We start from the raw sequence: 13,751 nt of genomic DNA, 5'->3' as shown, positions 1-13,751 counted from the left end.
AAGGATTGATGTCGGGACGATCCGTGGCGCGATGTTTTCGCACGCCCCCCGGGCGAGGCTCGGATCATGTTCGTCGCATGGAGAGATCTCCGATTCGCCAGGGGCCGGTTCGCCCTCATGGGCACGGTCGTCGTGCTCATCACGCTGCTCGTCGCTCTGCTGTCCGGCCTCACCGCCGGGCTGGCCAGGGACAACACCTCGGCCATCACCTCGCTGACCGCCGACCGGCTGGCCTTCGACCGGCCGCCCGAGGGGCAGCAGGTGTCGTTCACCCACTCCTCCGTACCGGAGCGCGCCTGGCGTGCCTGGGCCCGGCAGCCCGGCATCGCCGCCGCCGAGCCGCTCGGCATACGTACCACGAACGCGCGTGCGGAGGAGCGGACGGCCGCCGTGTCGGTGTTCGGCGCGGAGCCCGGTTCGGGGCTCGCGCCCGATGTCGCGGGATTCGCGTCCGGGCGGGTCGTGCTGTCCCTGCGGGCGGCCGAGGACCTTGACGCCGGGCCCGGCGACGCGGTCGGGATCGGCGGCGTGGCGACGACCGTCGCAGCCGTGGAGGGAGAGGACTCGTACAGCCACACGCCCGTCGTGTGGACCTCGCTCGACGACTGGCAGCGGCTCGCCCCGGACGGCGGGGGCACACAGGAGCAGGCCACCGTCGTCGCCCTGACCGTCTCGGACGGCGCGGACCTGGCGGCGGGCGACAGGGCGGCGGGCACCGAGACCCGCGAGGTCGGGGACTCGCTGAGCGCCCTCGCGTCCTACGAGGCCGAGAACGGCTCGCTCCAGCTGATGCGCGGGTTCCTCTTCGCCATCTCGGCGCTCGTCGTCGGGGCCTTCTTCACCGTCTGGACGATCCAGCGCAGCGGTGACGTCGCCGTCCTCAAGGCGCTGGGCGCCTCCACCCCGTACCTGCTGCGCGACGCGCTCGGCCAGGCCGTCCTGATGCTGGGCGCCGGTACGGCACTGGGCGCCGCGCTCGCCGCGCTGATCGGCGGCGCCGTCGCCGGGGCCGTCCCGTTCGTCCTCGACCCGGTGACGCTGCTCGTCCCGGCCGCCGTCACCGCCGGTCTCGGCGTGGCCGGCGCCGCACTGTCCGTCCGGCGCATCACCGCCGTCGATCCCCTCGTCGCCCTCGGGAGCGCCCGATGACCCTGTCCCTCACCGGCGTCACCCTCACCTACCCCGACGGGGACGCGCGACTGACCGCCCTCGCCGACGTATCGCTGGACGTCGCGGCGGGCTCGCTCACCGCCGTCGTCGGGCCGTCGGGTTCCGGCAAGTCCAGCCTGCTCGCGGTCGCCGCGACACTCGTGGCACCCGACCGGGGTCAGGTCGTCGTCGACGGTACGGTCACCGGCCCGCTGAGCCGGGCCGAGCGGGCGGAGCTGCGGCGCGCCCGCGTCGGCATCGTCTTCCAGCAGCCGAACCTGCTGCCGTCGCTCACCTCGGCCGAGCAACTCCAGGTGATGGCCCACCTGTCGGGCCGCCCGCCGCGCCGGGCCCGCGACCGCGCGCGGGACCTGCTGGAGGCGGTGGGGCTCGCGGACAAGGCGGACCGCCGTCCGCACCAGTTGTCGGGCGGTCAGCGCCAGCGGGTGAACATCGCCCGCGCGCTGATGAACGAGCCGGCGGTCCTGTTGGTCGACGAGCCGACCAGCGCCCTGGACCACGAGCGGGGCGCGGCCGTGCTCGACCTGCTGGTGACGCTGACGCGCGAACGGGGCACGGCGACGGTCCTGGTCACGCACGACCGGGCGCACCTGGAGCGGGCGGACGCCGTGGTGACGATGGCGGACGGCCGTGTGCGGGCCGGCCGCGCACCGTGCTGAGCCGCGGGAGGGGCGGCGCGGGGGTCAGCCCTGCGTGCCGTTGTTGGTGAGCACCACCGAGAGGTCCTGGGCGACCTCCTGGAGTATCGGGACGATCTTCTCGGTCGCCGCCTCCGTCACCCGGCCGGCCGGACCGGAGATGGAGATGGCGGCGGCCGTGGGGGAGTGGGGCACCGGGACCGCGAGGCAGCGGACGCCGATCTCCTGCTCGCCGTCGTCCACGGCGTAACCGGCCCTGCGGACCTGCTCCAGAGCGTCAAGGAAGCCCTCGGGCGTGGTGATCGTCTTCTCGGTGGCCGTCGGCATGCCCGTACGGGCGAGCAGCGCGCGCACCTCCTCCGGCGGCGTGTGCGCGAGCAGCGCCTTGCCGACGCCCGTGGAGTGCGGCAGGACCCGGCGGCCGACCTCGGTGAACATCCGCATCGAGTGCTTCGAGGGCACCTGGGCGACGTACACGATCTCGTCGCCGTCCAGCAGCGCCATGTTCGCGGTCTCGCCGGTCTCCTCGACCAGGCGCGCGAGGTACGGACGGGCCCAGGTGCCGAGCAGCCGGGACGCGCTCTCGCCGAGGCGGATCAGGCGCGGGCCGAGCGAGTAGCGGCGGTTCGTCTGCTGGCGTACGTAGCCGCAGGCGACCAGCGTGCGCATCAGACGGTGGATGGTGGGCAGCGGCAGGCCGCTGCTGGCCGAGAGCTCGCTGAGGCCGACCTCGCCGCCCGCGTCGGCCATCCGCTCCAGCAGGTCGAAGGCGCGCTCAAGGGACTGCACACCACCGCTGGGTGCGGCAGATTTGGAAGCGTCGGTGGTGGCGTTGGACGACGGCACGTCAACGGTCCTTTCGAGGCGGATGGGCAAGGCAGCAGCCTACCCGGAGGGTGCGCGGAGCACACGGCCCGCGTCACGGCGTCCCCGCCGGTCAGAGGGGTGTTTGTCCCTGTGTCGGCGGTCACTCCGGACGAACCGGGGACGCTCTCCTCGTACATAGTCACCTTCTGCGCTACGAAATTCCACTTCCACTTTGTGGAAAGGTCCAAGTGGGCGGGGTGCTCTTGACTGGCCGCACGCCGAAGTGAAGACTCCTTCAACAGTTCGTTGAATTTTTTCTCCGTACGGAAGTGAGGGACAGGGTGCCCGACGTGGACCTCCTACTGCGCTCGACGCGCGTCGTCACCCCCGAGGGGACACGCGCCGTATCGGTGGCCGTCGCCGACGGGAAGATCGCGGCGGTGCTGCCGTACGACGCCGAGGTGCCGGCCGGCGCCCGGCTGGAGGACTTCGCCGACGACGTCCTGCTCCCCGGCCTCGTCGACACCCATGTCCATGTGAACGACCCCGGCCGCACCGAGTGGGAGGGCTTCTGGACCGCCACCCGCGCGGCGGCGGCGGGCGGCATCACCACGCTCCTCGACATGCCTCTGAACTCCCTGCCGCCGACCACCACGGTCGACAACCTGCGCACGAAGCAGGACGTCGCCCGCAGCAAGGCGCACGTCGACGTCGGCTTCTGGGGCGGCGCGATCCCGTCCAACGTGAAGGACCTGCGGCCCCTGTACGACGCCGGCGTCTTCGGCTTCAAGTGCTTCCTCTCGCCCTCGGGCGTCGAGGAGTTCCCGGAGCTCGACCAGGAGCAGCTCGCCCGCTCGATGGCCGAGATCACCGGCTTCGGCGGACAGCTGATCGTGCACGCGGAGGACCCGCACCACCTCGAGACCGCCCCGCAGAAGAGCGGTCCCGCGTACGCCGACTTCCTCGCCTCCCGGCCGCGCGACGCCGAGAACACCGCCATCGAGGGCCTGATCGCGCACGCCAAGCGCCTCGGCGCCCGGGTCCACGTGCTGCACCTGTCGTCCTCCGACGCGCTGCCGCTCATCGCCGCGGCGAAGCGCGACGGCGTACGCGTCACGGTCGAGTCCTGCCCGCACTTCCTCACCCTCACGGCCGAGGAGGTCCCGGACGGGGCGACGGAGTTCAAGTGCTGCCCGCCGATCCGCGAGGCCGAGAACCAGGACGCGCTGTGGCAGGGGCTCGCGGACGGGACGATCGACTGCATCGTCTCGGACCACTCCCCGTGCACCACCGACCTCAAGACCCCCGACTTCGCCTCCGCGTGGGGCGGCATCTCCTCGCTCCAGCTGGGACTCCCGGCGATCTGGACCGAGGCCCGGCGCCGGGGCCACTCGCTGGAGGACGTCGTCCGCTGGATGTCCGCCGCGCCCGCCGCGCTCGCCGGCCTCGCGCAGAAGGGCGCCATCGAGCCCGGCCGCGACGCCGACTTCGCGGTCCTCGCCCCGGACGAGACCTTCACCGTCGACCCGGCGGAGCTGTACCACCGCAACCAGGTGACGGCGTACGCGGGCAAGACCCTGCACGGCGTCGTCAGGTCGACGTGGCTGCGGGGCGTACGCATCGCCGACAACGGCACTCTGGCCGGGCCGACCGGCCGGCTGCTCGAAAGGAACAACTGATCGTGGCGATCCCCTCCTTCACCGGTGACGCGAGCCCGTACGGCGGCGGCGACCCGTACGCCGACTACCGCACCGCCGACTTCCCCTTCACGCACTTCGCGGACCTCGCCGACCGGCGGCTCGGCGCGGGCGTGATCGCCGCCAACGACGAGTTCTTCGCCGAGCGCGAGAACATGCTGCGCACCGGCGCCGCCGAGTTCGACCCCGAGCACTTCGGGCACAAGGGCAAGATCATGGACGGCTGGGAGACCCGCCGCCGCCGCGGCGTGAGCGCCCAGCAGCCGCACCCGACCGACGAGGACCACGACTGGGCCCTCGTGCGCCTCGGAGCGCCCGGCGTCGTACGCGGAATCGTCGTCGACACCGCCCACTTCCGGGGCAACTACCCGCAGGCGGTCTCGGTCGAGGCCGCGTCGGTGCCCGGCTCGCCCTCGCCCGAGGACCTCCTCGCCGGCGACGTGAAGTGGGTGACCCTCGTACCGCGTACGGCGGTCGGCGGCCACGCGGCCAACGGCTTCGCCGTCGACGTCGAGCAGCGCTTCACGCACCTGCGCGTCAACCAGCACCCCGACGGCGGCATCGCCCGCCTGCGGGTCTACGGCGAGGTCGCGCCCGACCCGGCCTGGCTCGCCACTCTCGGCACGTTCGACCTCGTCGCCCTGGAGAACGGCGGCCGGGTCGAGGACGCCTCCGACCGCTTCTACTCCCCGGCCACCAACACCATCCAGCCGGGCCGCTCGCACAAGATGGACGACGGCTGGGAGACCCGCCGCCGCCGCGACAAGGGCAACGACTGGATCCACTACCACCTGGTGGAGCAGGCCGAGATCCGCGCGGTCGAGATCGACACCGCCTACCTCAAGGGCAACTCGGCCGGCTGGGCGGCGCTTTCGGTGCGCGACGGGGCCGACGGCTCCTGGACCGAGATCCTGCCCCGGACCCGGCTCCAGCCCGACACGAACCACCGCTTCGTCCTGGGCGCGGTCCCGGCGGCCACCGAGATACGGATGGACATCTTCCCGGACGGCGGCGTCTCGCGCCTGCGCCTCTTCGGCTCCCTGACCGAGACCGGCGCATCGCGCCTGGCGGCCCGGCACCAGGAGCTGGGCGGCTGACGGCCGCCCCCCGAACGCGGAGTGCACCGGGTCGCGACGGCCCCGGTGCACTCCGTTCCTTCTTCCGGCGGGCGGGCCGTCCGGTGTCCCGCGTCTCCTTCGGCGGGCGGGCCGTCCGGTGTCCCGCGCCGCCGGGGCACGGACCGGCCCGCTGTCCGCCGTGCTACGCCGCGTGGCCGCCGTCGACCCGTACCTCCGAACCCGTCATGTACGCCGCCTCGCCGCTCGCCAGGAACGCGATCGCCGCCGCCACCTCGTCGGTCGTGCCGAAGCGCCCGAGGGCCGCCATCGCGCTCTGCGGGGCGGCGTACGGGCCGTCCGCCGGGTTCATGTCCGTGTCGATCGGGCCCGGCAGCACGAGGTTCGCCGTGATGCCCCGGTCGCCCAGCTCCCGTGCCAGGGCCTTCGTCAGGCCGGTCAGCGCGGCCTTGCTCATGGCGTACAGGGTCCCGCCCGGGCCCGGGACGCGCTCGGCGATGCAGCTGCCGACGGAGACGATCCGGCCGCCGGGTCCCATGCCGGCTGCGGCGGCCTGCGAGGCCAGGAAGACCGCCCGTACGTTCACGTCCAGCACCCGGTCGACGTCGGCGAGCGACAGCTCGCCGATCGGGCCGAGCACGCCGACCCCCGCGTTGTTGACGAGGATGTCGAGCCGGCCGAGCGCGTCCACCGCCCGCCCCACAGCGCCGGCCGCGGCCGCCGGGTCCGCCGCGTCGGCCCGCAGCGCGACGCCGCGCCGCCCGGCCGACTCGATCTTGTGGACGACCTCGTGGGCGGCCGCCTCGTCCCGTACGTAGGTGATCGCCACATCCGCGCCGTCCTGCGCGAGCCGCAGCGCGATCGCCGCGCCGATGCCGCGGCTGCCGCCGGTGACCAGAGCCGTCCTGCCGTTCAGTGAAGCCATGTCGGCTGCCTCTTCTTCCGTGTCCGTGGGCTGTGCGCCACGTGGTTGCAGATTCAAGGAAACCGCCGGCGTGCGGCCCGTGCTGGCGGCAAACGGACGGCGCCCTGCGGCCCGCCGATGAGTTCCGTGCGAGCGTGGAGTCAGAACGGGTGACACGGAAGCGAGACGGGTGACCGTCACGAGAAGGGCTCGGACCATGAAGATCACGCTCACCACGTTCCTCACGCTCGACGGCGTCATGCAGGCCCCGGGCGGGCCCGAGGAGGACACCAGCGGCGGATTCGAGCACGGCGGCTGGCTGGTGCCCTTCGCCGACGAGGGCATGGGCCGTTTCATCACCGGTGTCTTCGACCGCGTCGACGCGTTCCTGCTCGGCCGGCGCACGTACGACATCTTCGCCGCCCACTGGCCGAAGGTCACCGACGAGAACGACCCGGTCGCGGGCCGCCTCAACAACCTGCCGAAGTACGTCGCGTCCCACACCCTGGACAAGGCCGACTGGAACAACTCCACGGTCCTGTCCGGCGACGTCGCGGCGGAGGTCGCCCGGCTGAAGGAGGAGCCCGGCCGCGAACTCCAGATCCACGGCAGCGGGGCGCTCGCCAGGTCCCTGATGCGCCGCGACCTGATCGACGAGTACAACCTGCTCTTCTACCCCGTCGTCCTCGGCGCGGGGCAGCGGCTGTTCGAGGACGGCGGGCTGCCGACGTCGTTCGAACTGACCGGCAGCAGCACCACCGAGTCGGGCATCGCCATCCACACCTACCGGCGCGCGGGCCGGCCGTCGTACGGCACTTTCCTGCTCGACGAGTGAGGGCCGCGCGGGTACGGTGATCGTTCCGCGTGCGAGCCGCCGAAGTCTCCACACCGCCGACTCCGGGGGAGACCGCGCCCGTGGCCGCAGCGTCATCGCCAACCGCCGTACCCGCGAGCGCGTCCGCCGCGTCCGCGACCGCCGTACCGGAGACCGCGCCCGCGTCGCCGCCCGCCCGGACGGCGTGGCTCACCGACGTCCCCGTCCTGCTGGTCGCCGTCGTCTGGGGCGCGAGCTACCTGGCGGCGAAGGGCATCACGACGGCGCACACCGTGGTCGCCGTCCTGGTGCTGCGCTTCGCCGTCGTACTGCCCGTCCTGGTCGCCGTCGGCCTGCGCAGGCTGCGCGCGCTGACGGCCGCGCAGTGGCGCGGCGCGGGGATGCTCGGGCTCGTACTGAGCGTGATCTTCCTGCTGGAGACGTACGGCGTCGTGCACACCTCCGCCACCAACGCCGGGCTCATCATCAGCCTCACCATGATCTTCACGCCGCTCGCGGAGGCCGTGGCGACGCGGACCCGTCCGTCCCGCGCGTTCCTCGGCGCGGCGGGGCTCTCGGTGGCCGGAGTGGTCGTGCTGACGCAGGGCGGCGGCTTCACGACGCCCTCGCCCGGCGACCTGCTGATGCTGCTGGCGGCGCTCGCCCGCACGGTGCACGTGCTCGCGATGGCCCGGACGAAGTCCGTACGGGGCGCGGACGCGCTGTCGCTGACGACGGTGCAACTGGGCACCGCCGTCGCGGTGTTCGCGGTCCTGGCCGCCGCCCCCGGCACGGGCCCGGCGCCGTGGACGGTGGCGGCCGGCTTCGGCCCGCGCGAGTGGGCCGGCCTGGTCTTCCTCTCCGTCTTCTGCACGCTGTTCGCCTTCTTCACGCAGATGTGGGCGGTGCGCCGGACCTCCCCGTCCCGCGTCAGCCTCCTCCTCGGCACGGAGCCGCTGTGGGCCGCCGCCGCGGGCATCGCGATCGGCGGCGAACAGCTGGGCGCGTGGGGCCTCGCGGGCGGCGCGCTCGTCCTCGCCGGCACCACCTGGGGCCGCGGCGCCGCCCGGTCGGGGACACCCGGCGTCAGGCGCGGACGCGGTCCGACGACACCATGACGGCCACCCCCACGACGGCCAGCACGATGTTCGTGTAGACCTCGTGGCCCTGCAGGAACGGCAGCAGCCGCAGGAAGCCGAAGAACTCCGGCATCCATCCCGTGACATCGTGGACCAGCCCGGACGCGCCCGTCACGAACAGGACGAAGCCGACCGCCTCGAGTGTTTTCTTCATGCCCCGATCGTGGCCCGGCCGGCCGCCGCGGCGCGTCGGCCGTCGGAAGCCGGCGGTGCGCCGAAAGTATCCGGCCCCGCGACTTTGGTCGCGCAAAGCCGTTCCGGCGCCCCGTCGCCGCGCCCGCGTGCGTAGCGTTGCCGCCATGACCGATCGGGAGTACCGCTGGATGCAGCCCTCGGCGTTGGCCGAGGCGGCCGCCGCCGGCGCGCCGGGGGGACGCGGCGGGTGGCCCCGGCGTACGCCGCGTGACTGGTTCGTCGACATCGTCATGTTCCTCTTCGCCGCCGTCCTGGGGATCGCCGCCGCCGACGTCGCCGACAGCGTCGGCAACCCGCAGTACGTCGTCCTCCTCGACCAGCTGGTCGGCGCGGCCGCCTGCTGTGCGCTCTGGCTGCGGCGCCGGCGGCCGCTGGGCCTCGCGGTCACCCTCGTCGTCGTCTCCACGGTGGCGCCGGTCGCATCCGGCGCCATGCTCGTGGCCCTGTTCACCGTCACGGTGCACCGGCCGTTCCGAACGGTCGCGGTCGTCGGGGCCGCCGCCGTGGCGGGCGGTGTGGCCCAGGCCCTGCTGCGGCCCGACCCCACCGCCTCCTTCACGGTCTCCCTGGTCGCGACCGTCGTGATCGTGCTGCTGATCCTCGGGGCATGTTCGTACGCTCCCGCCGGCAGCTCGTCGTGTCGCTGCGCGACCGGGCCCGCCGCGCCGAGGCCGAGGCCGTGCTCCGTGCCGAGCAGGCGCAGCGCCTGGCCCGGGAAGCCATCGCGCGCGAGATGCACGACGTGCTCGCCCACCGGCTCACCCTGCTCAGCGTGCACGCCGGCGCCCTGGAGTTCCGCTCCGACGCCCCGCCCGCCGAGGTGGCCCGCGCCGCCGGGGTGATCCGCGACAGCGCACACGAGGCGCTCAACGACCTGCGCGACGTCATCGGCGTACTGCGCGGGCCTGCGGCGGGCGAGGAGCACCGGCCGCAGCCCACCCTCGCCACCCTCGACGCCCTCGTCGCCGAGTCGCACGAGGCCGGCATGGCGGTGACCCTGGACAACCGCATCGGCCGCCCCGAGGCCGTCCCCGCCGCCACCGGCCGCACCGTCTACCGCATCGCCCAGGAGTGCCTCACCAACGCCCGCAAGCACGCGCCCGGCGCGCCGGTCACCGTGACGCTGACCGGCGCGCCGGGCGACGGGCTCACCGTCGAGGTGCGCAACCCGGCCCCCGGGCACGCCGCGCCGCCCGTCCCCGGCTCGCGGCAGGGCCTCGTCGGCCTGGCCGAACGGGCCACGCTCGCCGGCGGCCGGCTCGACCACGGGCCGGGAGCCGACGGCGGGTTCCGGGTCGGCGCCTGGCTACCGTGGGCCGCATGACCATCAGGCTCCTCATCGTCGACGACGACCCGCTCGTCCGGGCCGGGCTCACCTTCATGCTCGGCGGCGCCGACGACATCGAGATCGTGGGAGAGGCGGCGGACGGCTCCGAGGCCGCCGCGATGACGGACCTGCACCGCCCCGACGTGGTGCTCATGGACATCCGGATGCCCGTCATGGACGGCCTGGCGGCGACCGAGCTGCTGCGACGCCGCCCGGACGCCCCCGAGGTCGTCGTCCTCACCACCTTCCACGCCGACGAACAGGTGCTGCGCGCCCTGCGGGTGGGGGCGGCCGGGTTCGTACTGAAGGACACCGCGCCCGCGCAGATCGTCGAGTCGGTACGGCGGGTGGCGGCGGGCGACCCGGTGCTCTCCCCGGCGGTGACCCGGCAGCTGATGACCCATGTCGCCGCGTCCCGCGCCGACCCCCGCCGGCAGGCGGCGGCAGGGCGAATCGGCCAACTCGCCGAGCGCGAACGGGAGGTCGCGGTCGCCGTCGGCCGGGGGCGGTCGAACGCGGAGATCGCCGCGGCGCTCTACATGAGCGTGCCCACCGTCAAGACCCACGTGTCGCGCGTCCTGGCCAAGCTGGGCCTCAACAACCGTGTCCAGATCGCGCTGCTCGTCCATGACGCGGGCCTCCTCGACGAGGACGGCGACGTAGGCTGACCGGGCAGCGTCCGAAGGACAGCGGAGGGACGGGGAGCATGACGATCGTCGATCTCAGTGGGTACGCCGAGGAGTTGGCGGCGAACCCCTACCCGTACTACGCGAAACTGCGCGAGGCCGGTCCCGCCCACCTGATACGGACGGCCGACGTCGACCGGGTGTGGCTGATAGTCGGCCACGACGAGGCCCGCCGGGCGCTCGCCGACCCGCGTCTGAGCAAGGACTGGCGGACCTCCGCCCTGTGGCAGGCGGCCGCCGAACCGCTCAACGCGAACATGCTGGAGACGGACCCGCCCCATCACACACGGCTGCGCAGGCTCGTCGCGGGGGAGTTCACCCCCCGCCGGATCGAGGCGCTGCGCCCCCGGATCCAGCGCGTCACGGACGAACTGCTCGACGCCATGACGTCCGGGGAGAGCCGTTCGGCCGATCTCGTCGAGGCGCTCGCCTTCCCGCTGCCCATGACCGTCATCTGCGAACTCCTCGGCGTCCCCGATCTGGACCGGGCCTCCTTCCGCGCGTGGTCCAACGAGATCGTCGCGCCGACGGGCGCCGACGCGGAGGGTGAGGCCGTCCGGGCCATGGGGGCCTACCTCGCCGAACTCGTCGAGGACAAGCGCGCGTCCGCGCCCGGTGACGACCTGCTGAGCGCGCTGATCAGGACGCAGGCCGAGGACGGGGACCGGCTCGCGGCCGACGAACTCATCGGCATGGCCTTCCTGCTGCTCATCGCCGGCCACGAGACGACCGTCAACCTGATCTCCAACGGAGTACGGGCCCTCCTCTCCCACCCGGAACAACTGGCCGCACTGCGCGCCGACCCCGGTCTGCTCGACAGTGCGGTCGAAGAGATGCTGCGCTACGACGGGCCGGTGGAGAACGCCACCTTCCGGTTCGCCCGCGAGCCGTTCGAGGTCGGCGGCCTCGTCATTCCGGCCGGCGATCCGGTCCTGGTGTCGCTCGCCGCCGGTGACCGCGACGCCGCCCGGTTCCCCGACCCGGACCGCTTCGACATCAGGCGCACCGCCGGGGGCAAGGGGCCGGGGCACCTCGCCTTCGGCCACGGCCCGCACTTCTGCCTGGGGGCGCCGCTGGCCCGCATGGAGGGGCGTATCGCGGTCCGCACACTCCTGGAACGCTGCCCCGACCTCGCGGCGGCTCCGGACGGCGGACCGCCGGCCTGGCTGCCCGGGCTGCTCATGCGGGGCGTACGGCGTCTGCCGGTGCGGTGGTGAGCGCGATGGGGTTCGACCTGGCCACGGCCCAGAAGGTCCTCGACAGCCAGCCGTTCAGCCGGCTGCTCGGCGCGCGGATCACCGCGTTCGGGGACGGCGCCGCCGTACTCGAACTGGACATCCGCGACGAACTGCGCCAGCAGAACGGCTTCCTGCACGGCGGAGTCCTGGCGTACGCCGCCGACAACGCCCTCACCTTCGCGGGCGGGTCGGCGCTCGGCCCCGCCGTCCTCACCGGCGGCTTCTCCATCCAGTACGTACGCCCCGCGACCGGCACGGCGCTGGTCGCCCGCGCCACCGTGGTCCACGGCGGCCGGCGGCAGGCGGTGTGCCGCTGCGACCTCTTCGCCGTGGACCGGGAGGGCGCCGAGACGCTGTGCGCGGTCGCCCAGGGGACGGTGCTCACGGCGCCGTAGGGCGGTCCGTCCACGGGCCCGCGGCCGGCCGGGGGATCCGGACGACGACCTTGCCCCGTACATGGCCGTCCATGAGGTACGTGATGGCCTCGGGGACATCGGCCAGCGGGTAGGTCCGGTCGACGACCGGCCTGACCTCGCCGGCCTCGATGAGCTCCGCGAGGAACCTGAGGTCGTCGTGGTGCAGATTCATGACAGCGAGCCCCCGGAGCCGCTGCCTGGTGAACGGTGACAGCGCCAGCGCCCGCAACTGCCGGCCGTTGCCGCCGATCCAGTCGCCGCCGCCCTCGCCGCCGACGATGACGAGGGTGCCGCTGGGGGCGAGCGCCCGGCGGAGCACGGGCAGGGGCCGGTTCCCGGCCGTGTCGAGGACGAGGTCGTAGCGGCGGGCGCCGTCGGTGGCGTCCTCGCGCGTGTAGTCGATGACCTCGTCGGCCCCCAGTGAGCGGACCAGGTCCGCCTTGGCGGTGGAGCAGACACCGGTGACACGGGCGCCGAAGGACTTCGCGAGCTGTACGGCGAAGTGGCCGGTCCCGCCGCCCGCGCCGATGACGAGGACGGACTGTCCCGCCTTGAGCCGTCCGGCGTTGCGTACGGCCTGAAGGGCGGTGACGGCGGACACCGGGACGGCGGCGGCCTGTTCGAAGGTGAGGTTCGCCGGCTTGCGCGCGAGATTCTCCTCCTTGGCGCACGCGTACTCGGCGAACGACCCGTCACAGGTCCCGTACACCTCGTCGCCGGGCGCGAAGCGGGTGACGCCCGGGCCGACGGCCTCCACCCGCCCGGCGAGATCCTGGCCCCGGACGCGGTCCTTGGGCCCCCGCAGACCGAATCCCATGGCGCGGATCAGGTACGGCATGCCTGCCATGAGGTGCCAGACGCCCGGGTCGACGCCGGCCGCCTCGATCCGTACGAGCACTTCACCGCCGGCCGGCACCGGCCGGGGTACGTCTTCGAGGCGCAGTACCGACGGCGGGCCGTAGGCGGCCTGGGTCATGGCCTTCATGGAGTCTCTCCCGGGTTGTTCTGCGGGTACTGGAACACTTCGTCGAGCGGGACCCCGAACACCTGGGCGATCTGGAAGGCCATCTCCAGAGAGGGGGAGTAGCGGCCCTGTTCGATGGCGATGACGGTCTGCCGGGAGACGCCGATGCGGCCGGCGAGCTCGGCCTGCGTCATCTCGCCGTGGGTGAAGCGCAGGGCTCGGATCGCGTTGGTGACCCTGGTCGGCTTCACCACGGGTGGAAGCCCAGCCGGTACGAGACGATCTTCGTCGCCGAACCGAGCAGCGCCGACAGGACGAAGGCCAGGTAGATCGCGTTGGCGATCCAGAACTGGTCGGCACCGGCCATGGCGAGGGCGAGTCCGGCCACGCCGCCGATCACGACGAACGACTGTCCGACGTGCTCGCCGAACCGGTGGATCTCCCGGTCGCGCTGATCCCTGGTGCCGGCGTCCTCGGGTGAGAACGCCGCCAGCGCGGTGTGGAGCACGACCGACGCGGCGATCGCCGCGCCGACCGTCCACAGCAGCGCGGACGCATAGGGCCTCTCGGCGAGGGAACCGCCCGCCGGCCGGCCCAGGACGACGGCGAGGTACACCGCGTACGACGCCACGGTGACCAGGACCATGCTCCAGGCCCGTTTCTCTTCGAATGCCACGCTG

15 protein-coding genes and 1 pseudogene are annotated in these 13,751 nt (G+C 73.3%); 10 read left to right on the top strand and 6 right to left on the bottom strand.

Features of this window, described 5'->3' with window-relative positions:
- The first annotated feature begins 66 nt into the window (after nt 1–66).
- Nucleotides 67–1,149 carry an ABC transporter permease gene (locus AC07FK_RS19575; RefSeq protein WP_479106145.1) on the top strand — a complete coding sequence of 361 codons (1,083 nt, stop codon included), beginning with the start codon at nt 67–69 and terminating at the stop codon, nt 1,147–1,149.
- Nucleotides 1,146–1,829 (top strand): ABC transporter ATP-binding protein, encoded by a 684-nt coding sequence (locus AC07FK_RS19570; RefSeq protein WP_479106144.1) that lies wholly within the window; start codon nt 1,146–1,148, stop codon nt 1,827–1,829. The genes AC07FK_RS19575 and AC07FK_RS19570 overlap by 4 nt, the downstream gene beginning before the upstream one ends.
- A 24-nt stretch (nt 1,830–1,853) precedes the next feature.
- Here the strand turns inward: AC07FK_RS19570 and AC07FK_RS19565 are convergent, their stop codons facing one another.
- Nucleotides 1,854–2,654, bottom strand: coding sequence for an IclR family transcriptional regulator (locus AC07FK_RS19565; protein WP_453402756.1), 801 nt, complete (start codon nt 2,652–2,654; stop codon nt 1,854–1,856).
- Between the two features lie 302 nt (nt 2,655–2,956).
- Between AC07FK_RS19565 and allB the strand changes: the two genes are divergently transcribed.
- Nucleotides 2,957–4,294, top strand: a complete 1,338-nt coding sequence (allB, locus tag AC07FK_RS19560) for an allantoinase AllB (RefSeq protein WP_479106143.1) — start codon at nt 2,957–2,959, stop codon at nt 4,292–4,294.
- The gene (gene alc, locus AC07FK_RS19555) at nt 4,294–5,409 is read left to right on the top strand and encodes an allantoicase (RefSeq protein WP_479106203.1); all 1,116 of its coding nucleotides are present in this window, start codon (nt 4,294–4,296) and stop codon (nt 5,407–5,409) included. The genes allB and alc overlap by 1 nt, the downstream gene beginning before the upstream one ends.
- A 163-nt stretch (nt 5,410–5,572) precedes the next feature.
- Here the strand turns inward: alc and AC07FK_RS19550 are convergent, their stop codons facing one another.
- The gene (locus AC07FK_RS19550) at nt 5,573–6,313 is read right to left on the bottom strand and encodes an SDR family NAD(P)-dependent oxidoreductase (RefSeq protein ID WP_479106142.1); all 741 of its coding nucleotides are present in this window, start codon (nt 6,311–6,313) and stop codon (nt 5,573–5,575) included.
- Between the two features lie 196 nt (nt 6,314–6,509).
- Here AC07FK_RS19550 and AC07FK_RS19545 point away from each other — a divergent pair, with 196 nt between their 5' ends.
- Both AC07FK_RS19545 and AC07FK_RS19540 read left to right on the top strand, forming a co-directional pair.
- Complete coding sequence (locus AC07FK_RS19545) at nt 6,510–7,127, top strand: dihydrofolate reductase family protein (RefSeq protein WP_479106141.1); 618 nt, start codon at nt 6,510–6,512, stop codon at nt 7,125–7,127.
- A gap of 80 nt (nt 7,128–7,207) precedes the next feature.
- Nucleotides 7,208–8,224 carry a DMT family transporter gene (locus tag AC07FK_RS19540; RefSeq protein ID WP_479106140.1) on the top strand — a complete coding sequence of 339 codons (1,017 nt, stop codon included), beginning with the start codon at nt 7,208–7,210 and terminating at the stop codon, nt 8,222–8,224.
- Here AC07FK_RS19540 and AC07FK_RS19535 read toward each other — a convergent pair.
- Nucleotides 8,193–8,399: a hypothetical protein gene (locus tag AC07FK_RS19535; protein WP_479106139.1), complete on the bottom strand. Its 207-nt coding sequence runs from the start codon at nt 8,397–8,399 to the stop codon at nt 8,193–8,195. The two genes, AC07FK_RS19540 and AC07FK_RS19535, sit on opposite strands and share 32 nt — an antisense overlap.
- A gap of 145 nt (nt 8,400–8,544) precedes the next feature.
- Here AC07FK_RS19535 and AC07FK_RS19530 point away from each other — a divergent pair.
- The 4 genes and pseudogenes from AC07FK_RS19530 to AC07FK_RS19515 all read left to right on the top strand — a co-directional run bounded on the left by AC07FK_RS19530 (nt 8,545) and on the right by AC07FK_RS19515 (nt 12,086).
- A pseudogene (locus AC07FK_RS19530) lies at nt 8,545–9,764 on the top strand (sensor histidine kinase).
- A complete protein-coding gene (locus tag AC07FK_RS19525) occupies nt 9,761–10,435 on the top strand; it encodes a response regulator (protein ID WP_479106138.1) in 675 nt (224 codons plus the stop codon). The pseudogene AC07FK_RS19530 and the gene AC07FK_RS19525 overlap by 4 nt, the downstream one beginning before the upstream one ends.
- Nucleotides 10,436–10,473: 38 nt before the next feature.
- Nucleotides 10,474–11,670, top strand: a complete 1,197-nt coding sequence (locus AC07FK_RS19520) for a cytochrome P450 family protein (RefSeq protein WP_479106137.1) — start codon at nt 10,474–10,476, stop codon at nt 11,668–11,670.
- A gap of 5 nt (nt 11,671–11,675) precedes the next feature.
- Nucleotides 11,676–12,086, top strand: coding sequence for a PaaI family thioesterase (locus AC07FK_RS19515; protein WP_479106136.1), 411 nt, complete (start codon nt 11,676–11,678; stop codon nt 12,084–12,086).
- On the opposite strand, the gene AC07FK_RS19510 is transcribed toward AC07FK_RS19515, so the two are convergent.
- Genes AC07FK_RS19510 through AC07FK_RS19500 form a run of 3 tightly spaced genes read right to left on the bottom strand, consistent with a single transcriptional unit; the run spans nt 12,073 to nt 13,747 of the window.
- Nucleotides 12,073–13,092 (bottom strand): NAD(P)-dependent alcohol dehydrogenase, encoded by a 1,020-nt coding sequence (locus tag AC07FK_RS19510; RefSeq protein WP_479106135.1) that lies wholly within the window; start codon nt 13,090–13,092, stop codon nt 12,073–12,075. The two genes, AC07FK_RS19515 and AC07FK_RS19510, sit on opposite strands and share 14 nt — an antisense overlap.
- Nucleotides 13,089–13,325 carry a helix-turn-helix transcriptional regulator gene (locus tag AC07FK_RS19505; RefSeq protein WP_479106134.1) on the bottom strand — a complete coding sequence of 79 codons (237 nt, stop codon included), beginning with the start codon at nt 13,323–13,325 and terminating at the stop codon, nt 13,089–13,091. The genes AC07FK_RS19510 and AC07FK_RS19505 overlap by 4 nt, the downstream gene beginning before the upstream one ends.
- The gene (locus AC07FK_RS19500; RefSeq protein WP_479106133.1) at nt 13,319–13,747 is read right to left on the bottom strand and encodes a hypothetical protein; all 429 of its coding nucleotides are present in this window, start codon (nt 13,745–13,747) and stop codon (nt 13,319–13,321) included. The genes AC07FK_RS19505 and AC07FK_RS19500 overlap by 7 nt, the downstream gene beginning before the upstream one ends.
- Nucleotides 13,748–13,751 lie beyond the last annotated feature (4 nt).

Source organism: Streptomyces sp. NPDC046122 (assembly GCF_056429965.1).
The sequence above is the reverse complement of the archived record's forward strand: the minus strand, read 5'-3'. Positions and strand labels throughout refer to the sequence as shown.